Raw genomic sequence first — 19570 nt, forward strand, 5'->3', positions numbered from 1 at the left:
GCGCGATGAGCCAAGCTTAGTCGCTCAACCCAAAAACAACCGGTAAGCGGGGTTATCGGTCTCGTCCCAGTACGGGTAACCGATCTTGGCCAGCGCCGCTGGCACCAGGTGGCGTTCGTCTTCCGGTACCTGCAAGCCCGCCACCACGCGCCCGTCGGCAGCGCCGTGGTTGCGGTAGTGGAACATCGAGATATTCCAGCGCCCGCCCAGCTTGTTGAGGAAGTTGAACAACGCACCCGGCCGCTCGGGGAACTCGAAGCGCAGCACGATCTCATCACTGGCGCCGGCCGAATGGCCACCCACCATGTGACGAATGTGCAGCTTGGCCAGTTCGTTGTCGGTCAGGTCGGTAACCGGGAAGCCCTGCTCGGTCAGTTGCTGCACCAACACCGCACGCGGGTCGTTCTCTGGGTGGGTCTGCACGCCGACGAAGATGTGCGCCTCGTCGGAGGTGTGCTTGCGGTAGTTGAATTCGGTGATCTGGCGCTTGCCGATCGCCTCGCAGAACGCCTTGAAGCTGCCCGGGCGCTCGGGGATGGTAACGGCGATGATGGCTTCGCGTTTTTCACCCAGCTCGGCACGCTCGGCCACATGGCGCAGGCGGTCGAAGTTGACGTTGGCGCCTGAATCGATGGCAACCAGGGTCTGGCCGGTCACGCCATACAGCTCGACATACTTCTTGATGCCGGCAACCCCCAGCGCGCCAGCAGGTTCGGTGATCGAGCGGGTATCGTCGTAGATATCCTTGATGGCTGCACAGATCTCGTCAGTACTGACAGTGATTACCTCATCCACATGCAGGCGGCAGATGTCGAAGGTGTGCTGGCCAATCTGCGCCACCGCCACGCCGTCGGCGAACAGCCCGACCTGTGGCAACACCACGCGCTCCCCCGCGGCCATGGCGGCCTGCAGGCAGTTGGAGTCGTCCGGCTCGACGCCGATCACTTTGATTTCCGGGCGCAGGTACTTCACGTAGGCCGCGATGCCGGCGATCAGGCCGCCGCCGCCGACCGGCACGAAGATCGCGTCCAGCCGGCCCGGGTGCTGACGCAGGATCTCCATGGCTACCGTGCCTTGCCCGGCGATGGTGTGCGGGTCGTCGTAGGGGTGGATATAGACGAAGCCCTTCTCATCGACCAGCTTGAGCGAATAGGCCAGCGCCTCGGGGAAGGTGTCGCCGTGCAATACCACCTTGCCGCCCCGCGAACGCACGCCTTCGATCTTGATCTCCGGGGTGGTCTTGGGCATCACGATGGTTGCCTTGATCCCCAGCTCACGCGCCGCCAGCGCCAGGCCCTGGGCATGGTTGCCGGCCGAGGCGGTGACCACACCGCGGGCCAGCTCTTCTGGTGTCAGTTGCGCCAGCTTGTTGTACGCCCCGCGAATCTTGAACGAGAACACCGGCTGCAGGTCTTCGCGCTTGAGCAAGATCTGGTTGCCGAGGCGTTTGCTCAGCTGCCCGGCGCTCTGCAGCGGCGTTTCGACGGCGACGTCATAGACGCGCGAGGTGAGGATCTTCTTGACGTACTGTTCGAGCATCGGGAAAGCATCACTGGCCGCGGGACAAGGGCTGCGAGTCTAACCCAGCGCTACGTCGGGCGACCACAGCAAAGCCGCGCAAGCCGCTATACTAAGCCCCTTTGAAACCCAGCCCCCTTTGAAACCCTCCCCGCCCCTCTCGGAGCCCGCATGACCCAGGACCAACTCAAACAGGCCGTCGCCCAGGCCGCTGTCGACTTCATTCTGCCCAAGCTGGATGAAAAGAGCGTCGTCGGCGTCGGTACCGGTTCGACCGCCAACTTCTTCATCGACGCCCTGGCTCAGCACAAGACCGCCTTCGATGGCGCAGTCGCCAGCTCCGAGGCCACCGCCCAGCGTCTGAAGGGTCATGGCATCCCGGTCTACGAGCTGAACAGCGTCAGCGAGCTGGAGTTCTATGTGGACGGCGCCGACGAGAGCGACGCGCACCTGAACCTGATCAAGGGCGGTGGCGCGGCCCTGACCCGCGAGAAAATCGTCGCGGCCGTGGCCAAGACCTTCATCTGCATCGCCGATGCGAGCAAGCTGGTACCGGTGCTGGGCGCCTTCCCGCTGCCCGTCGAAGTGATCCCGATGGCCCGCAGCCACGTGGCACGCCAGCTGGTCAAGCTGGGCGGTGACCCGGTGTACCGCGAGGGTGTGCTGACCGACAACGGTAACGTGATCCTGGACGTGTACAACCTGCAGATCACCAACCCGGTCGAGCTCGAGGCGCAGATCAATGCGATCGTCGGCGTGGTGACCAATGGCCTGTTCGCGGCACGCCCGGCGGACTTGCTGCTGCTCGGGACCGCTGAAGGTGTGAAAACCCTCAAGGCCGAGTAACCCAGGCCTATAAGCGTTGTTCTAGCCCTGCGCGATCCAGGTAGGAGCAGCCTTGTGCTGCGAAGAGGCCAGTGGCTACACAGTGAATCTCTGCTGCTGTTGCCGGCCTCTTCGCAGCACAAGGCTGCTCCTACCCGGATCGCGCAGGGCCGCATTTAATCTGCCGGCTGTTTGAACACGTAAAACAGGTTCGGCTCACTGACCAGGTAAATGGTCCCCGCCTCATCCATCGCAATTCCTTCCGCCTGCGGCACCGTCGCCTTCAACCCCTGGTACCCCTTGCGCAGCGACAAGGTACTGAGCGGCTTGCCCTTCACATCCAGTTCCAGCACTAGCCGCGATTCATCCGACAGCGCCAACAAATGGCCGCTGCGCTCGTCGAACTGCAAACTCGACAGGTCCCGCACAAACAAACGCGAGTCACGCTTGCGGTCCTGCACCACATGCACGGCATAAGGCTGCTCGGGGTTGTCATGCGGGAAGCCATGCACCTCGTAGATCAGCATCGGGTCGCGCTCCTTGGCCACGAACAGGCGCTTGCCGGCCGAGTCGTACGCCAGCCCCTCGAACCCCTTGTTGCCGTTCAGGCCAATGCCCAGGGTCAACTGCTCGGCATCGCCAGCATCGAGGAACAGCGTGTCATCGTCCAGGCGCACGCGTATCAGCCGTTGCTGGCGCTCGTCGGTGATCACATAGCTATTGGGGCCCACGTATTCCACTGCCTCCGGGTCGCCAAAGCCGGTCAGTGGCACGCGCCGCAGGATGCGCCCGTCCAGCGACAGCTCGATCAGCTCCGAACGTGCATTGGTCACGGTGAACAGGGTCTTGCGGTCTGGGTCGTAGGTCAGCGCGGAAATGTCATCGTCCAGCCCCTCGACAGGCTGCGCCTCGACCACCACCCGATAACGGTCCAGGCCAATGCCCTGCTCGGCTGGCTGCCACCACGTCTTGAGGTTGAACCAGCCGCGCTCGAACAGGCGAAACTCCTGCCCGGCCCAGCCGAGCAAGAGGAGGCCAATCAAGGCCGGAATCAGTGACAGGCGAAGATAGCGACGCATTTGGGGGCAGACTCGACGTAAGGGTGGCGAATCTAACCATGAACAACTGAATCAAAGCTTAATGCCAGCATCCGACAAATCTGATGTTGCTGTCAGTTTTTCTTGAAACGATAGAAAAGCGCCGGCTCGCTGACCATGTACAGGTTGCCCTGGTCATCCATGGCCACGCCTTCGGCACGTGGGATGGTGCGCTCAAGGCCATTGAAACCGCCCAGCAAGGTCATGAAGCTGACTTGCTGGCCCTGCTCATCCAGCTCCAACAGCATGTTGGAGTCCGCCGACAATGCCAACAGGTGCCCGGTGCGCGGGTCGACGCCGAGGGCCGACAGGTTGCGCAGGTCGAGCTCATCATTGGGCAGCAACTGCTTGTCGCCCTTCAGCGGGCTACGGCCATCGGTGCTCCAGGTGTACAGCTTGGGCGGGCGCTCTTCGCCGATCACCAGGCGTTGACGCATCGGGTCCCAGGCCACGGCCTCGAAGCCCTTGTTGCTCTTCACCGACTTGCCCAGGTCGTAGCTCGGGAAGTCGTCATGGTTAAGCGACGTGGTGTGCGCATCCACCTTGACCACAGTCAGGTCGTGCAGCCGTTCGTCGACGATCGCCAGGTGCCCGTCCTCCATCACCGCCAGCCCTTCCGGGTTGTTCCAGCCCTTTAATGGAATCTGGCGCAGCACGTTACCGTCCAGGCTGAGCTCGACCAGGAACGGGTTCTTGCCCATGACGGCGAACAAGGTGCGGGTTTGCGGGTTGAAGGCCACGTCCGAGGCTTCGTCATCGTCCATGCCGGGCAGCGGTTTGGCGTCGATATCGGCCTGATAGGCCGGCAGCCAGACGCTCTCGCTTTGCTCGGCGGTGCTTTCAAAGCTTTCCTTCACCCACAGTGCCCCGCGGTCATCCCAGTGCATGGCCACGGATACGCCATAGCCGATCACCGCTGCAACTGCCAGGCCGAACGGCCAGCGCAGGTAAAAGCGACGCTTGGGAGTTGCCGGGGCGCTGGAGCGAGATGGCATACGTGGATCCTGGGAAAATGGGCGTAGGTCCGCGCATTATCCAGATAAGGTGTGAAAAATCGGTAAATAGTGCCGGCCTCTTCGCGGGCAAGCCCGCTCCCACAGGCATTTCACAATGTTCAAGTCTTGTGCAGACCCTGTGGGAGGGTTTTACCTCAGAGCACCCGGCTTTCGAAGCGGCTCACACCCGGCAACTCAATCACCAGCTCATCACCCACATTGAACGGCCCTACGCCCGCCGGGGTACCGGTCAAGATCACATCGCCCGCCTGCAACGAGAAATGCGCCGCCATGTACTGGATCATCGGCACGATCGGGTTGAGCATCAACGCGCTGTTGCCGTCCTGCACCACTTGGCCGTTGAGGGTCAGGCGCACCGGGATGTCGGTCACATCCTCGAAACTGGCCGCCGAAACGAACGGCGGCAGCACGCAGGCGCCATCAAAGCTCTTGCACAGCTCCCAAGGCAGGCCCTTTTCCTTGAGCTTGGCCTGCACGTCGCGCAGGGTCAGGTCGAGCGCCGGGGCGTAACCGGAGATGGCGTCCAGCACCTCTTCTTCGGTTGGCTTGGTGGACAACGGCTTGCCCAGCAGCACAGCAATCTCGGCCTCGTAATGCACAACGCCACGGTCGGTCGGGATCTTGAAACCACCTTCCAGCGGCACCACGCAACTGCCCGGCTTGATGAACAGCAACGGCTCGCTGGGGATCGGGTTGTCCAGTTCCTTGGCATGCTCGGCATAGTTACGGCCGATGCACACCACCTTGCCCAATGGGAAGTGGATGCGCGTGCCGTCTACGTACTGGTGCTGGTAACTCATGGCCGACTCCTCTGCATACTGCTTATTATTCAGGAGCGAAGATCTTACCCGGATTCATGATGCCGTTAGGGTCGAAGACGGCCTTTATTGCCTTCATGCAGGCGATTTCTTCGGCCGAGCGGCTGTAGCCGAGGTAGTCACGCTTGGTCATGCCCACGCCATGCTCGGCCGAGATCGAGCCGTTGTAGCGCTGGACGATTTCGAACACCCACTTGTTGACCTTGGCGCAGGAGGCAAAGAAGTCATCTTTGCTCATGGTGTCGGGCTTGAGGATGTTCAGGTGCAGGTTGCCATCGCCGATATGGCCGTACCAGACCACCTCGTAGTCCGGGTAATGCTCGCCGACGATGGCATCGATGTCGCGCAAAAACGCCGGCACCTTGGAGACGGTGACAGAAATGTCGTTTTTGTACGGGGTCCAGTGGGAGATGGTTTCGGACAGGTACTCACGCAGCTTCCACAGGTTTTTCAGCTGGGTTTCGCTCTGGCTCATCACCCCGTCCAGCACCCAGCCCTGCTCGACACAGTGCTCGAAGGTGGCCAAGGCTTCGTTGGCGACCTCTTCGGTGCTGGCTTCGAACTCCAGCAGGGCATAGAACGGGCAATCGGTCACGAAAGGCGCCGGCACATCGCCACGGCCCATGATCTTGGCCAGGCCCTTGTCGGAAAAGAACTCGAAGGCCGTCAGGTCGAGCTTGGCCTGGAAGGCATGCAGCACCGGCATGATCGAGTCGAAATCCGGCGTGCCCAGCACCATCGCGGTGAGGTTGCGCGGGGCGCGGTCCAAGCGCATGGTCGCTTCGACCACAAAGCCCAGCGTGCCCTCGGCACCAATGAACAGCTGGCGCAGATCGTAGCCGGTGGCGTTCTTGATCAGGTCTTTGTTCAGCTCCAGCAGCTCGCCCTTACCGGTAACCACTTTCAGCCCGGCAACCCAGTTGCGGGTCATGCCGTAGCGAATCACCTTGATGCCGCCGGCGTTGGTGCCGATGTTGCCGCCAATCTGGCTGGAGCCGCTGGAGGCGAAGTCCACCGGGTAATACAGGCCTTGCTCCTCGGCGTACGCCTGCAATTGCCGGGTAATCACCCCCGGCTGGCACACCACCGTACGGTCGAACGCGTTGAAATCGAGAATCTGGTTCATGTAGTCGAACGCGACCACAACCTCGCCATTGGCCGCCACGGCACCGCCCGACAGCCCGGTACGCCCACCGGACGGCACCAGCGCGACCTGATGGCGGTTGGCCCAGGCAACGATGGCCTGCACCTGCGCGATGCTCTTGGGGAACACGATGGCCGTGGGCGCTGGCGGGTAATGCTTGGTCCAGTCCTTGCCGTAGGCTTCGAGGGAAACGGCGTCAGTCAGGACCTTGCCAGGGTCGACAAGGGTCATCAGTTCATCAATAACAGCGGGGTGGGTCATCGCTGGAACTCTCGACTTATTCATAGTCACCCTGAGCACTCTTCACCTGTCGGGATAAGCTCAGATTGTGTCGCGTATGCTAGCATAGCCCTCCCGCTGTTCATGCTAAGGCCGACGCCGCGCCTAGCATCACCCCTCGCCATTTTTTCTCCGGGATACAGGTTTACGCAGATGAGCAAGACTTCTCTCGACAAGAGCAAGATCCGGTTCCTTCTTCTTGAAGGTGTGCACCAGAACGCGGTCGATACCCTCAAGGCTGCCGGCTACACCAACATCGAATACCTCACTGGTTCGTTGCCGGAAGCCGAGCTGAAGGAAAAGATCGCCGATGCCCACTTCATCGGCATCCGCTCGCGCACGCAACTGACTGAAGAGATCTTCGACTGCGCGAAGAAGCTGGTTGCGGTCGGCTGCTTCTGCATCGGTACCAACCAGGTCGACCTGGAAGCGGCCCGCGAGCGCGGTATCGCCGTGTTCAACGCCCCGTACTCGAACACCCGTTCGGTCGCCGAACTGGTGCTGGCCGAGGCCATCCTGCTGCTGCGCGGCATCCCCGAGAAGAACGCTTCGTGCCACCGTGGTGGCTGGATCAAGAGCGCGGCCAACTCCTTCGAGATCCGCGGCAAGAAGCTGGGCATCGTCGGCTACGGCTCGATCGGCACCCAACTGTCGGTGCTGGCTGAAAACCTAGGCATGCAGGTGTACTTCTTCGACCCGCTGACCAAGCTGCCGTTGGGCAACGCCGTCCAGGTCGCCAGCCTGCACGAGCTGCTGGGCTTGGCCGACATCGTCTCGCTGCATGTGCCTGAGCTGCCATCCACCCAGTGGATGATCGGCGAGAAGGAAATCCGCGCGATGAAGAAGGGCTCGATCCTGATCAACGCCGCCCGCGGTACCGTGGTCGAGCTGGATCACCTGGCTGCCGCGATCAAGGACAAGCACCTGATCGGCGCCGCCATCGACGTGTTCCCGGTCGAGCCGCGCTCCAACGACGAAGAGTTCGAAAGCCCGCTGCGCGGCCTGGACAACGTCATCCTGACCCCGCACATCGGTGGTTCCACCGCCGAGGCCCAGGCCAACATCGGCCTGGAAGTTGCCGAGAAGCTGGTCAAGTACAGTGACAACGGTACCTCGGTGTCTTCGGTCAACTTCCCGGAAGTTGCCCTGCCGGCGCACCCAGGCAAACACCGCCTGCTGCACATCCACGAAAACATCCCTGGCGTGCTCAGCGAGATCAACAAAGTCTTCGCCGAGAACGGCATCAACATCTCCGGTCAGTTCCTGCAGACCAACGAGAAAGTGGGTTACGTGGTGATCGACGTTGACGCCGAGTACTCGGACTTGGCGCAAGAGAAACTGCAGCACGTGAAGGGCACTATCCGCTCCCGCGTTCTGTTCTAAGTTTCAGGGCGGCATGAAAAAGGGAGGCCCTGGTGGCCTCCCTTTTTCGTGGGTGCTTACTTCACCTCGACGGTGATCTTTTTCGATTCGACGCTCGGTTTGAACGGCACGTGGTACTTGTCGCCCAATACCAACTGCAAGGTGTGCTTGCCTGGGGTCAGGGTAATGGTCGCCTCGGTTTGTGCCTTGCCGAAGTGCAGCACTTGCGGGCCGGCCGGCAGCGGCGCGTTGTTCTCAGGCATCAGGCTGGTTGGCAGGGGCATGTCAGCCACCGGCTCTTTGTCGACGTCCACCAGCAGGTGGTGATGCCCGCTATGCGGGGTCTGATCACCCGCAGGCTTGAGCTCCATGCCCTCGATGCCGAACTTGACGGTGAAGGTCTTGTCGACCGTTGCGCCATCGGCGGGGGAAACGATGACGACCTTGGCATCCTTGGGCGGCTCCTGGCTCTTCAGGGCATCCGCGGCACTGGCGAACACCGAGGCCCCCATCAGCAGACCGGCTACGGCAGCACGCGAAAATAGGCTGTTCATTCACTTCTCCTGTGATTCACTTAAAGACCACTGCCGTTAAAACGTGCGACAGCGGTAGTTCACCATAGCCCACAAAGAGAAATATTTCAGTTAGGGTTAAACCTCGCCAAGGCTTCAAGGTCATAGGCTGCGCTCGACCACGACGAGGAAGAAAGCCGTGGCGAATGAAATTCATCTGCCGAATAAAAAAGGGGCATTCATGCGTTCGACCCTAGGCGTACTGCTTGCAGTACTGATCAGTCCATTGGCCCAAGCCGAGCTGATAGACGAAATCAACGACCGCGGCGAACTGCGCATTGCCGTGCAGTCCGATACACCGCCCTATGTATTCAAGGAAAACGATCACCTCACGGGTTTCGAGATCGAGTTCGGGCAAATCCTGGCCAAGGAACTGGACCTGCGGGCTGAATTCATTGAAACGCCAGCTGAAGAAGTGCTGCCGGGCGTGGAGAGTGGCAAGTACGACATCACTTTGAATGAACAGAACACCAGTGATCAGTTGGACGTGAGCCAGCCTTATGGTGAGAAGAAACAGGTCATTCCGTTCCAGAAAGACAACCCGGCGTTCGAGAGCGCGGTGAACAACGCCCTGCAACGGATCAAGGACGATGGGCGCCTGGCAGAGCTGGAGCAGAAGTGGTTCAAGGGTACCCAGGAGACGGCTGCAGGCCAGTAGATGTTTATTGCCTGCCCCGGCCTCTTCGCGGGGCAAGCCCGCTCCCACAGGTTTTTCACCGGTCTTGAGAACTGTGCAGTACCTGTGAGAGCGGGCTTGCCCCGCGAAGAGGCCGGGGCAGGATTAAGTTGAAAGCCCAGCCAGCGCTTGTTGTGCTTCATCCAGCTCAAGCTCGCTGAACACCAGCACCCCTTCCCGGCGCAGCAGCGCCGTGGTCACGCCCTCCCCCGGCACCTTCACCCCGCTGAAGGTGCCATCGTAGGTCAGGCGATTACCACACGAAGGGCTGCCAGACTTGAGCACCGCGACGCGAATCCCGTGCCGGCGCACCAGCGCCAACGCCAGCTGAGCACCGGCCAGAAACGCGTCGCTGACGTCCTCACCCGTCACCGTCAGCACCTGTGCCTGGCCATCGAGCACCGCGCTGCCCTGCCCGCCTGGTATCTCCGCAGGCGGTCGCGGTGTAGGCAAGCCACCGGCCACTTCCGGGCACAAGGGCACTACCCGCCCTGCCGCCTGCCAGGCTTGCAACACACCCGGGTGGCCACTGGCACGGCCGTCATAGCGCACCGGCTGCCCCAGCAGGCATGCGCTGACCAGCACCTTGGGCAACTCAGAACAGGTCATTGCCACGGCGCCGGAACCAGCCAGTCAACGACAGGCGCTCACGCCCGGCCGGCAATACCTCATGGGGCACATCGCCCGACAGGAACACCACCAGGCATCCGGCCACGGGCTGCACATCGTGCTCGACACCCTGCGCCAGGAACATGCGCAGCTGGCCGCCATCCTGTGGCTGCCAGTCTTCGTTCAAATAGAGCACTGCCGAAACCATGCGCCGGTCATCGTCACGAAAGCGGTCCAGATGGCGGCGATAGAACGCGCCCGGCGGGTACAGGGCAAAATGGCATTCGAAATCTTCAAGGCCCAGGAACAGCCCCTGGTTGATGGCCAGGCGCAGCTGGTCCATGGCCGCCAGGTACTGATCGCAGGCAGCGGCCTGGCCGGGGTCGATCCACTGGATCTGATCACCGCGGATCGCCTCGCGGATCTCCTGTGAAGCCCCGCGCCCAACCCCTGCCGGGTTGAGCTCGCCTTCGGCGTCACGGCGCCGGCACTCGGCCGCCAGCGCGCGCACCAGGTCGCCAGGCAAAAAGAGCGCCTGCTGGGACCAGCCATGGGTGGCCAGATCGTCAACGACGGCCGCAAGCATCGGGTGTTCAGGGGAGATGTGCATGGCGCGCATCATATCCATTAGCCTTGCACTCGCACAGCGCCACTTGGCCGAGAAGCGCGCTGATATCTCGACAAACCGACGCCGGGCCAAGGACAATGGCAGCCTGCCGACAGGAGTCCTGAATGCGCCGTCTGTTTTCCCTGATTCTGCTGATGATCTGCACCATGCCTGTCTGGGCAGACAGCCTGGATCAACTGTACAAGGCCGCCGGCTGGCCCGACCAGCGCGCCCACTTCAACGATGCCCTGAGTGCCGCCCAGGAACGCTATCGCAACAGCCTGCCGCCTGCCGTCTACCAAGCGCTGGTCAACAACAGCAATCAGCGCTTCCAGGCCCAGGCCGTGGACCGTCGTGCCCAGGCGAAACTGCGCGCAACCCTGAGCAACCCTGCGCCAGCGCTGGCCTTCTTCCAGTCGCCGCTGGGCCGCAAGGTGGTGGCTGCCGAACTGCAGGCCACACGCAAGGACCAGTTGGCCAAAAACGCCAAAGGCCTGCCGAAGGTCCAGGCCAGTGACGACCGCCTGTTGCTTATCGGCCACTTGGCCCAGGCGTTGCCCGCCCGCGAGGCCGGTGCCGAGGTCAGCCTGGCGATTGCCGGCGTCGCCGCCGACAGCCTCAGTTCGATGATCCCCGGCCTGTTCGGCGGCGGCCAGGCCCAGAGCCTGCTCGATGGCCAGCGCCAACGCCTGATGGGCCAGATCGGTGAGGACCTCAACAATACGCTGCTGTACGTGTACCGCGACCTGTCCGACGCCGAGCTGGAACAATTCGCCAACTTCGCCGAATCACCTGAGGGCAAGGCGTATTACCAGGCGGCACTGGCTGCCGTACGCGCGGGGCTGGCGGTCGGCCAGAGTGCTGCCGACCTCAAGTGATCAGCCCAGGCGCTGGTCGATGAAGGTGAAGTAGCGCTGGCGAATGCCGGGCAGTTCATTGGCCAAGTGGTGCCGCGCCTCGGGCAGCATGAGTATTTGCGGCTCAGTGAACTTGGCCTTGAGCACCTCGAGGTTGTAGGGCCAGTCCACCGTGCCGTCCGCCTCACCCTGTACGATCAGGGGCCGCCGCGTGCTGCGTGGCGCGGCTTCTATGCGCTTGACCCAGGCGATCAGTGCGCCAACCCAGGCCGTGGGTAAACGACGCGGTTGCAGGGGGTCGGCCTCCAGAAACGCTAGGAAGGCCGGGTCGTTGGTGTTTTCGCTGAAGCGCCGTTCGATGCCGTTGACGAAATGGCGCAGCACGCAATAGCTGAGCTTCGACCAACGCCAGGAGCAGGGCCGTACCAGCGGCGCGAGCAGGATCACCTGCCCATCGGCCGGGCTTTGCTCGCCCCGGTGCAACAGGTGGTCGACCACGATGGCGCCGCCCGTGCTTTGCCCGCACAAATGCCAAGGCCGCGGCAGGCCCAGCCTGCGCGCTTGCTCGAAGAGTGCATCGAGCACCTGCTGATACAGCGAAAAGTCGCTGATGCTGGCCCGCTCACCGCTGGAAAGGCCGTGGCCGGGCAGGTCACAGCTGATCACTGTATAACCCTGGCCCAGTGCCCACTCGATCACATGCCGGTAAAGGCCCATGTGGTCGTAATAGCCATGCAGCAGGAACAGCGTGGCCACCGGCTGCGGCGGCAGCCAGACTTGCCCGACCAACGCGAACCCGGCCGCTTGAAAACCACCCAGCCAACTGTGCACGGGCAGGTCCAGGCCATAAAAATGCTGGTAATCGCGCCCCTGCGCCGACAACGGCTGGCGATCGGTCAAGGGCGCAAGGCTGGCACGCAGAAGGTCGGGGAGCAAAGCGGCGGGCATCGGGTACATCCAGAGCGAAGCGAGTATTGATCTGTGATATTCAGCTCTAGCTGGCGTCGTGGCAAGCTTGCTCACCCTCGAACAACCAACACCTATCAAATTGTGGGAGCGGCCTTGTGTCGCGAAAGGGCCAATGACTCCTCATGAATAGCCGAATCATCAAAACATCGTGCACGGCAATCGCCCTACTGGTTGGCGTTGGCATTCTCTGGCAGGCCTACACCACCTTCCAGTCCCGCTACCTGCGCCCGTTCGACAACCAGGCCACCCTGTTCGACGGCAGCCAACTGCGCCTGCCCGCAGAACTGGCCGGCCCCGGCCCGATCCGTGTGGTGCACTTCTGGGACCCGGCCTGCCCGTGCAATGTCGGCAACCAGCAGCACCTGGCCGACCTGGTCAGCCACTTCGCAGGCGACGGCGTCAGCTTCCATGTGCTGCAAAAACCCGGCAGCCGCGGCCAGTTGCCCGCGAACCTCAGCGCCCTCAAGCCCCTCGCCAGCCTGCCCGGCAGCGAACACCTGCCCGCCTCTCCGGCCGTGGCCATCTGGGACCGACAAGGCCACCTCGCCTACTTCGGGCCTTACAGTGAAGGGGCGGTGTGCAACGCCAGCAACAGTTTCATCGAACCGATCCTCAAGGCGTTGATCGACAACCGCCAGGTGACGGCCTCCAACACCTTGGCGGTGGGTTGCTACTGCCCTTGGGCCGGCTGACGCACCCGCGCCGGGTTACCGACCACCACCGCACCCGCCGGCACATCACGGGTGACCACACTGCCCGCGCCGACCACCGCGTTGTCGCCAAGGGTCACCCCCGGCAGGATGATCGCCCCGCCACCAATCCACACATTGTTGCCAATACTCACCGGCCGGCCGCTTTCCAGCCCGGTGCGCCGCAGCTCAGGGTCGAGTGGGTGGTCGGCGGTGTAGATCTGCACCGCCGGGCCAATCTGGCAATCGTCGCCGATGCGCACCGGCAGCACGTCGAGGATCACGCAGTTGAAGTTGATGAAGGTGTTGCGGCCAATGCTGATGTTGTAGCCATAGTCGCAATAGAACGGCGGGCGGATCACCGTGCCTTCGCCGGCCTGGCCGAAGTGCTCGGCGAGCAGGCCGTGACGTGCGTCGTTGAGCAGCTCGAAACTGCTGTTGTAGCGCTGCATCCAGTGCTTGTTGGCAATTTGCTCGGCCTGCAGCTCGGGGCAGCCGGCATGGTAGAGCTGGCCTGCGAGCATTTTCTGTTTTTCGCTGAGGGACATGGAAACTCCTATCGAGGGCTATGCTCTGTGCGCGAATCCGTCGATGATCGGACCACAGTTTCCGTTCGAATGCACAAGGAGTTTCGATGAAGCGCAGACTGACCCTGTTGGCCGTGGTAATCGCCGTGGCCGCTGGCGCCGGATACGGGTACGTGCACGGCAAGCTGCCGCAACGCGAAGGCGAAGTGGCGATCGCCGGCCTGCAGGCGCCGGTCAGCGTGCGCTATGACAGCCGCGGCGTTCCGCACCTGCAGGCACAGAACGAACAGGACCTGTACCGCGCCCTCGGCTATGTGCACGCCCAGGACCGGTTGTTCCAGATGGAGATCATGCGCCGCCTGGCGCGCGGTGAGTTGGCCGAAGTGCTGGGCGAAAAACTCGTGCCCACCGACACCCTGTTCCGCAGCTTGCGTATTCGCGACCAAGCGGCGCTGATGGTGCAGCGGCAGGACCGCCAATCACCCGCCTGGCAGGCCCTGCAAGCCTACCTGGAGGGCATCAACAGCTGGCAGGCCAGCCATCCCAAGCCGATCGAGTTCGACCTGCTGGGCATCACCCCCCGCCCGTTCACCGCCGAAGACACCCTGAGCATCGCCGGTTACCTGGCCTACAGCTTCGCCGCCGCGTTCCGTACCGAGCCCGCGCTCACCTATATTCGCGACCAGCTCGGCCCGCAGTACCTGAACATCTTCGACCTTGGCTGGCAACCCGAAGGCGCCCTGGCCGCGCCGTTGGCGGCCGCCGACTGGCGCAGCCTGGAGGCACTTGCCCGGCTCAGCCACGACGCGTTGGGCGACGCGGGTATCCCGCAATTCGAAGGCAGCAACGCCTGGGCCGTCGCCGGCAGCCGCACCCGCAGCGGCAAGCCACTGCTGGCCGGTGACCCACACATCAGCTTCGCGGTACCGGCGGTGTGGTACGAGGCCGAATTGTCGGCCCCTGGGTTCAACCTGTATGGCTACTTCCAGGCGCTGAACCCCTTCGCGCTGCTCGGCCACAACCGCGACTTCGGCTGGAGCCTGACGATGTTCCAGAACGATGACGTCGACCTGATCGCCGAACGGACCAACCCCGAAAACACCGACCAGGTGATGATCGACGGCACCTGGCAAACCGTGGAAAAGACCGAGCAAACCCTCGCCGTCAAAGGCGAGGCGCCCGTCACCCTCAGCCTGCGCCGCTCGCCCCACGGCCCGATCGTCAACGAGGTATTGGGCGCTACCGCCGGGACCACGCCGGTGGCCATGTGGTGGGCGTTTCTGGAAACCGAAAACCCGATCCTCGACGGGTTTTACCAGCTCAACCGCGCCGACACGCTGGGCAAGATGCGCGAGGCGGCCGCCAAGGTTCAGGCGCCTGGGCTGAACTTCGTCTGGGCCAATGCCCGTGGCGATATCGGCTGGTGGGCTGCGGCACAACTGCCGATCCGCCCAGCGGGGGTCAACCCGACATTCATCCTCGATGGCGCCAGCCCACAGGCAGACAAGCTCGGTTTCTACCCCTTCAGTGCCAACCCGCAGCAAGAAAACCCCGCACGCGGCTACATCGTGTCGGCCAACTACCAGCCGCCCTCGGCCGTGCCCGTGCCGGGTTACTACAACCTGCCGGACCGTGGCCGCCAGCTCGACCGCCACCTGGCCAACCCTGACGTGAAGTGGGATACCCAGAACAGCCAAGCCCTGCAGCTGGACACCGCCAGCGACCATGGCCCACGCACCCTTGCACCGCTGCTAGCGACGCTGCGCTCAGTGGCCGAGGGGGACGAGGAAAAGGAGCTGGTCGAACAACTGGCAGCCTGGAGCGGTGACTACCCCCTGGACTCGATCAGCGCCACGCTGTTCAACCAGTTCCTGTATGAACTGGCGTTCGCGGCCCTGCATGACGAACTGGGCGACACCTGGTTCCCGGTGCTGATCAGCACCCGTGCCATCGATGCCGCGCTGCCTCGTTTGGCCGCCGATGCCGAGTCGCCATGGTGGAGCACGCGGGGAGCAAACGAACGCACCGACCGCACTGCGATCGTGCGCATCGCCTGGCAAAAAAGCGTGAAGCACCTGCGAGACACCCTGGGCAGCGACCCGGCCAGTTGGCAATGGGGCAAAGCCCATACCCTGACCCATAACCATCCGCTTGGCGTGAAGAAGCCGCTGAACCTGCTGTTCAACGTCGGCCCGTTCGCGGCGCCTGGCACGCATGAGGTGCCCAACAACCTGTCGGCGAAGATCGGACCGGCACCTTGGCCGGTGACATATGGCCCTTCTACACGCAGGCTGATCGACTTCGCCGATGCCGGGCAGGCCTTGACCAGTAACCCGGTCGGGCAAAGCGGGGTGCCGTTCGACCGGCATTTTTCAGACCAGGCTGAGGACTACATCAATGGGCGATATTCCAAAGCTAGTATGGGAATTATCCCATCACAGAGCACGCTACGCTTGATGCCTTCGCAGTAGGACCCTTTTCTCCATTTCCGAAGGCACATCAATGCAGAAACACTTCATCGAGATCGACGGCGCGCGCATGAGCTACGTCGACCAAGGCCAAGGATTTCCTGTCCTGCTCGGCCACAGCTACTTGTGGTCTGCCGAGATGTGGCGGCCACAGGTCGAGACGCTATCACAACACTTCCGCGTGATCGTGCCGGAATTGTGGGGCCATGGTGACTCCGAGGCACCACCTGCCACCACCCAGAGCATGAGCGACCTGGCCCGCCAGCATCTGGTGTTGCTGGATGCACTGGATATCGACAGGTGCCACCTGGTTGGCCTGTCCGTCGGCGGCATGTGGGGGGCTGAACTGGCCGCTGAACATCCGCAACGCATCGATCGCCTGGTGCTGATGGACACCTACCTTGGCGCCGAACCGCAAGCAACCCGCCTGAAGTACTTTGCCCTGTTGGACGCCGCCAGCACCGCCGGCGGCTTCAGCGACGCGCTGCTCGATATCATCGTACCAATCTTCTTCCATGCCGGTGGGCAGACGGTTGCCCAGGTTCGCGAACAATTTCGCCTCGACCTCAAGGCGTGCAGTGCCGAAACCATTCGGCAAAGCCTGTATCCGCTGGGCCAGATAATTTTCGGCAGGCCTGACCGGCTTGCGCGCCTGGCTGAGCTGGCAGGGCAACAAACCATTGTCATCTGTGGGGATCAGGACATTCCGAGGCCACCTGAAGAGTCAGGTGAAATGTCGCGAATCATCGGCTGCCTGGCGGCGCAGGTACCAAATGCGGGGCATATCTGTAGCCTCGAGAACCCGCAGGTGGTGAATGATTTCCTGCTGAACTGGTTGCCACGCAAGGGTTGAGGCACTTCAAGGCGCGCAACTGCCGGCTACCAACAAAAACGCCGACGCAATGGCGTCGGCGTTTTCAGGCGCGGGGCTACGAACGGATCAGAACGCCGGCAGTACGGCACCACTGTATTTCTTGGCGATGAACGCTTTCACTTCCGGGCTGGTCAGGGCTTTGGCCAGTTTCTGGATGGCCTCGCTGTCCTTGTTGTCCGGGCGGGCAACCAGGAAGTTGACGTACGGCGAGTCGGCGCCTTCGATCACCAGCGCGTCCTTGGCCGGGTTCAGACCAGCTTCCAGGGCGTAGTTGGTGTTGATCATGTCCAGGTCAACCTGATCCAGCACACGCGGCAGCATGGCCGATTCCAGCTCGCGGAACTTCAGTTTCTTCGGGTTCTCGGCGATGTCTTTCGGCGTGGCCAGGGCGTTTTTCGGGTCTTTCAGGGTAATCAGGCCAGCCTTCTGCAACAGCAGCAGGGCGCGGCCGCTGTTGCTGCCTTCGTTAGGGATGGCAACGGTAGCGCCTTCTTTGAGCTCGCTCAGGTTCTTGACCTTCTTCGAGTAGCCACCGAACGGTTCAACGTGTACACCGACCACGGTTTCCAGGTGGGTGCCCTTGCCTTCGTTGAAGTTTTGCAGGTACGGCAGGGTCTGGAAGTAGTTGGCGTCCAGGCGTTTCTGGTCAACCTGCACGTTCGGCTGCACGTAGTCGGTGAAGACCTTGATCTGCAGGTCCACACCTTCTTTGGCGAGGGTCGGCTTGATCAGCTCGAGGATCTCGGCATGCGGCACCGGGGTCGCGGCAACCACCAGTTTCTCGGCGGCGTTGGCCAGGCCGGCGAACGACAGGGCAGCGGCCAGGGCGGTGGTCAGCAGGGTCTTCTTCATGGTGGTCCTTATTCTGAATCTGGGCCATCGGCGATGGCGAAGTCGTGTGCCCTGCCCCGTATCGGGTGAGCGTGAAGCGGACAATACCGAGATTTCTTATGCCGCAACAATATCTTTTAATTCGCTGCTTATTCCAAAAACAAACTGCCATCACCGCCTTTGCTTATGAGCGCTGTCTAGCGCGCAGGGTTGGCCAAGTCGAGGTCTTCCGGCTGGATCTCTTCGCTGTCATTGACCAGCAAGGCGAAGTGGATGACGTTCTCCAGCTCGCGGGTGTTGCCGGGCCAGGCATGGGCTTCCAGCACCTGCTGGGCGGCGTCGCTGATCAGCGGCACCGAGCGCTGCAGGCGGGCGGTGTAGATACCCACGAAGTACTCGGCCAGCGGCAGGATATCGCCACGTCGCTCGCGCAACGGCGGCAGCTCCAGCGCCCCCTCACGCAGGTACTGGTACAAGCGCTCATTGAACCTGCCGGCCTTCACCACCCGCGCCAGGTCGATGCTGGTCGCCGCCACCAGGCGCACATCCACAGGCTGGGGCTGCTGCGCGCCGACGCGTGTCACTTCACGGTTTTCCAGCGCGGCCAGCAGCTTGCCCTGAATCTCCAGCGGCAAGTCGGCAATCTCGTCCAGGTACAGCGTGCCGCCGTTGGCCGAGCCGAACCAGCCGGCGCGGCTGCTGGCGGTGCCGCCGTGGGTGCCGGCGCTGTAACCGAACAACTCGGCGTCGGCGTAGGTCGGGCTGATGGCTGCGCAGTTGACCGAGACGAACAGCCCGGCGCGGTCACTGGCGCGGTGAATCTGCCGTGCCAGCAACTCCTTACCGGTGCCGGTTTCGCCACGAATCAACACCGGCAAGGGCTGCGGCGCCAGGCGCTCGAGGTCTTCGCGCAGCTGTTGCGAGCGCGGGTCGATGAACACCAGGGCCTTGGCACGAATGCTCAGTGGGCTCTTGTCCAGCTCGGGAAAGGTCAGCAGCGGCTGGCCAAACGGGTTTTGAAAAGTCATGAAAAACTCCCGCCCCAGGCCTTCGGTGGCCGGGCGTCAGGCAAACGGTAATCAGTAGGGGACGATCAGGCGCGACGCAGTGCGCGTTGCTCCACCCGGCTCTGCAAGCGGTACAGGTAGGCGAAGCCTTGTTCCCAACGCTCGTGGCCGGACTTGACGTTGATGTGCCCGGCGTTGGTCAGCAAGCCCGCTTCGGCCCCCCAGGCCTGGGCCAGGTGCAGCGCGCGCGGCACGCTTACCGCCGGGTCGTTGTCGGAACTGACCACCTGGCTTGGGAACGGCAACGCCCGCATCGGAATCGGCGCGAAGTTGCGCAGTGCTGGCGCGCAGGTCGGCCGCTCGACATCCGCCGGCGCCACCAGCAATGCGCCACGTACCTGACGCAGCAACGCCGGGCTGGCCTCGGCGGCCCAGTGAGCGACCGTGACGCAGCCCAGGCTGTGCGCGATGAGAATCACTGGCGAGCGTTCGGCGGCAATCGCCTGCTCCAGGGCCTGCACCCAATCGCGCCGCTGCGGGGTCAGCCAGTCGTGCTGCTCGACCCGGGCGCTGTTGGGCAGGGTGCGCTGCCAGTGACTCTGCCAATGGTTGTCTGGCGATCCTTGCCAGCCCGGCACAATCAGGTAACGAATCGACTCATTGCGCATGGGGACGCCTCCAGTAAGTTTGCGTGCTTGGAGACCAGTATAGGGAGGGAGTTATATTCGTAAAGGAATAAGAAGCTATTTGTTAATAACCTAAAGGAATTTTTGTTGGGGGGGCGAAGCGATTGTTGCGAGGATGGGGGATGGCCACGGGGGGGCC

General features: G+C 62.7%; 20 protein-coding genes. 7 read left to right on the forward strand and 13 right to left on the reverse strand.

From position 1 onward, the window contains the following. Positions 1 to 24 precede the first annotated feature (24 nt). Positions 25 to 1539 carry a threonine ammonia-lyase, biosynthetic gene (ilvA, locus tag HU750_RS24530; RefSeq protein ID WP_027592290.1) on the reverse strand — a complete coding sequence of 505 codons (1515 nt, stop codon included), beginning with the start codon at positions 1537 to 1539 and terminating at the stop codon, positions 25 to 27. A gap of 150 nt (positions 1540 to 1689) precedes the next feature. Between ilvA and rpiA the strand changes: the two genes are divergently transcribed. Beyond that, entirely contained in the window at positions 1690 to 2364 is a 675-nt protein-coding gene (rpiA, locus tag HU750_RS24535; protein WP_027592289.1) for a ribose-5-phosphate isomerase RpiA, read from the forward strand. A gap of 155 nt (positions 2365 to 2519) precedes the next feature. Here the strand turns inward: rpiA and HU750_RS24540 are convergent, their stop codons facing one another. The 4 genes from HU750_RS24540 to HU750_RS24555 all read right to left on the reverse strand — a co-directional run bounded on the left by HU750_RS24540 (position 2520) and on the right by HU750_RS24555 (position 6679). Next, positions 2520 to 3422, reverse strand: coding sequence for an SdiA-regulated domain-containing protein (locus tag HU750_RS24540; RefSeq protein ID WP_099455652.1), 903 nt, complete (start codon positions 3420 to 3422; stop codon positions 2520 to 2522). A gap of 92 nt (positions 3423 to 3514) precedes the next feature. Then, a complete protein-coding gene (locus HU750_RS24545) occupies positions 3515 to 4435 on the reverse strand; it encodes an SdiA-regulated domain-containing protein (protein ID WP_027592287.1) in 921 nt (306 codons plus the stop codon). Positions 4436 to 4590: 155 nt separating this feature from the next. Further along, entirely contained in the window at positions 4591 to 5256 is a 666-nt protein-coding gene (locus HU750_RS24550) for a fumarylacetoacetate hydrolase family protein (protein WP_099430720.1), read from the reverse strand. Positions 5257 to 5281: 25 nt separating this feature from the next. Continuing rightward, positions 5282 to 6679, reverse strand: coding sequence for a D-2-hydroxyglutarate dehydrogenase (locus HU750_RS24555; RefSeq protein ID WP_186682870.1), 1398 nt, complete (start codon positions 6677 to 6679; stop codon positions 5282 to 5284). 171 nt (positions 6680 to 6850) lie between these two features. Between HU750_RS24555 and serA the strand changes: the two genes are divergently transcribed. After that, the gene (gene serA, locus HU750_RS24560; protein ID WP_027592284.1) at positions 6851 to 8080 is read left to right on the forward strand and encodes a phosphoglycerate dehydrogenase; all 1230 of its coding nucleotides are present in this window, start codon (positions 6851 to 6853) and stop codon (positions 8078 to 8080) included. Between the two features lie 56 nt (positions 8081 to 8136). Here the strand turns inward: serA and HU750_RS24565 are convergent, their stop codons facing one another. Then, entirely contained in the window at positions 8137 to 8613 is a 477-nt protein-coding gene (locus HU750_RS24565; RefSeq protein WP_099455655.1) for a DUF4399 domain-containing protein, read from the reverse strand. Between the two features lie 199 nt (positions 8614 to 8812). Here HU750_RS24565 and HU750_RS24570 point away from each other — a divergent pair, with 199 nt between their 5' ends. Then, on the forward strand, positions 8813 to 9289 hold the full coding sequence (locus tag HU750_RS24570) for a transporter substrate-binding domain-containing protein (RefSeq protein ID WP_186682872.1): 477 nt from the start codon (positions 8813 to 8815) through the stop codon (positions 9287 to 9289). Between the two features lie 123 nt (positions 9290 to 9412). On the opposite strand, the gene HU750_RS24575 is transcribed toward HU750_RS24570, so the two are convergent. Continuing rightward, on the reverse strand, positions 9413 to 9916 hold the full coding sequence (locus tag HU750_RS24575) for a 2-thiouracil desulfurase family protein (RefSeq protein WP_186682874.1): 504 nt from the start codon (positions 9914 to 9916) through the stop codon (positions 9413 to 9415). After that, a complete protein-coding gene (locus tag HU750_RS24580) occupies positions 9903 to 10535 on the reverse strand; it encodes a 2OG-Fe(II) oxygenase (RefSeq protein ID WP_027592280.1) in 633 nt (210 codons plus the stop codon). Before HU750_RS24580 ends, HU750_RS24575 begins: the two co-directional genes overlap by 14 nt. 113 nt (positions 10536 to 10648) lie before the next feature. On the opposite strand from HU750_RS24580, the gene HU750_RS24585 reads away from it, so the two are divergent. After that, the gene (locus HU750_RS24585) at positions 10649 to 11401 is read left to right on the forward strand and encodes a DUF2059 domain-containing protein (protein ID WP_027592279.1); all 753 of its coding nucleotides are present in this window, start codon (positions 10649 to 10651) and stop codon (positions 11399 to 11401) included. Here HU750_RS24585 and bipL read toward each other — a convergent pair whose 3' ends face one another. After that, positions 11402 to 12328, reverse strand: coding sequence for a phospholipase BipL (bipL, locus tag HU750_RS24590; protein WP_186682876.1), 927 nt, complete (start codon positions 12326 to 12328; stop codon positions 11402 to 11404). Positions 12329 to 12471: 143 nt separating this feature from the next. On the opposite strand from bipL, the gene HU750_RS24595 reads away from it, so the two are divergent. Then, complete coding sequence (locus tag HU750_RS24595; RefSeq protein WP_099455657.1) at positions 12472 to 13041, forward strand: DUF6436 domain-containing protein; 570 nt, start codon at positions 12472 to 12474, stop codon at positions 13039 to 13041. Here the strand turns inward: HU750_RS24595 and HU750_RS24600 are convergent. After that, entirely contained in the window at positions 13020 to 13586 is a 567-nt protein-coding gene (locus HU750_RS24600; RefSeq protein ID WP_027592276.1) for a sugar O-acetyltransferase, read from the reverse strand. The two genes, HU750_RS24595 and HU750_RS24600, sit on opposite strands and share 22 nt — an antisense overlap. 86 nt (positions 13587 to 13672) lie before the next feature. Here HU750_RS24600 and HU750_RS24605 point away from each other — a divergent pair, with 86 nt between their 5' ends. Together HU750_RS24605 and HU750_RS24610 are read left to right on the forward strand one after the other, a co-directional pair. After that, entirely contained in the window at positions 13673 to 16036 is a 2364-nt protein-coding gene (locus HU750_RS24605; RefSeq protein WP_186682877.1) for a penicillin acylase family protein, read from the forward strand. A gap of 31 nt (positions 16037 to 16067) precedes the next feature. Beyond that, entirely contained in the window at positions 16068 to 16886 is an 819-nt protein-coding gene (locus tag HU750_RS24610; RefSeq protein WP_186682879.1) for an alpha/beta fold hydrolase, read from the forward strand. 87 nt (positions 16887 to 16973) lie between these two features. Here HU750_RS24610 and HU750_RS24615 read toward each other — a convergent pair whose 3' ends face one another. The 3 genes from HU750_RS24615 to HU750_RS24625 all read right to left on the reverse strand — a co-directional run bounded on the left by HU750_RS24615 (position 16974) and on the right by HU750_RS24625 (position 19413). Continuing rightward, positions 16974 to 17759 carry a MetQ/NlpA family ABC transporter substrate-binding protein gene (locus HU750_RS24615; RefSeq protein WP_186682881.1) on the reverse strand — a complete coding sequence of 262 codons (786 nt, stop codon included), beginning with the start codon at positions 17757 to 17759 and terminating at the stop codon, positions 16974 to 16976. Positions 17760 to 17935: 176 nt separating this feature from the next. After that, entirely contained in the window at positions 17936 to 18766 is an 831-nt protein-coding gene (locus tag HU750_RS24620; RefSeq protein ID WP_085272209.1) for a sigma 54-interacting transcriptional regulator, read from the reverse strand. Between the two features lie 65 nt (positions 18767 to 18831). Beyond that, the gene (locus tag HU750_RS24625; protein ID WP_186682883.1) at positions 18832 to 19413 is read right to left on the reverse strand and encodes an alpha/beta hydrolase; all 582 of its coding nucleotides are present in this window, start codon (positions 19411 to 19413) and stop codon (positions 18832 to 18834) included. Positions 19414 to 19570: the final 157 nt, after the last annotated feature.

Origin of the sequence: Pseudomonas sp. SWRI50 (assembly GCF_014269095.1) — a bacterium.
Taxonomy (GTDB): domain Bacteria; phylum Pseudomonadota; class Gammaproteobacteria; order Pseudomonadales; family Pseudomonadaceae; genus Aquipseudomonas; species Aquipseudomonas kermanshahensis.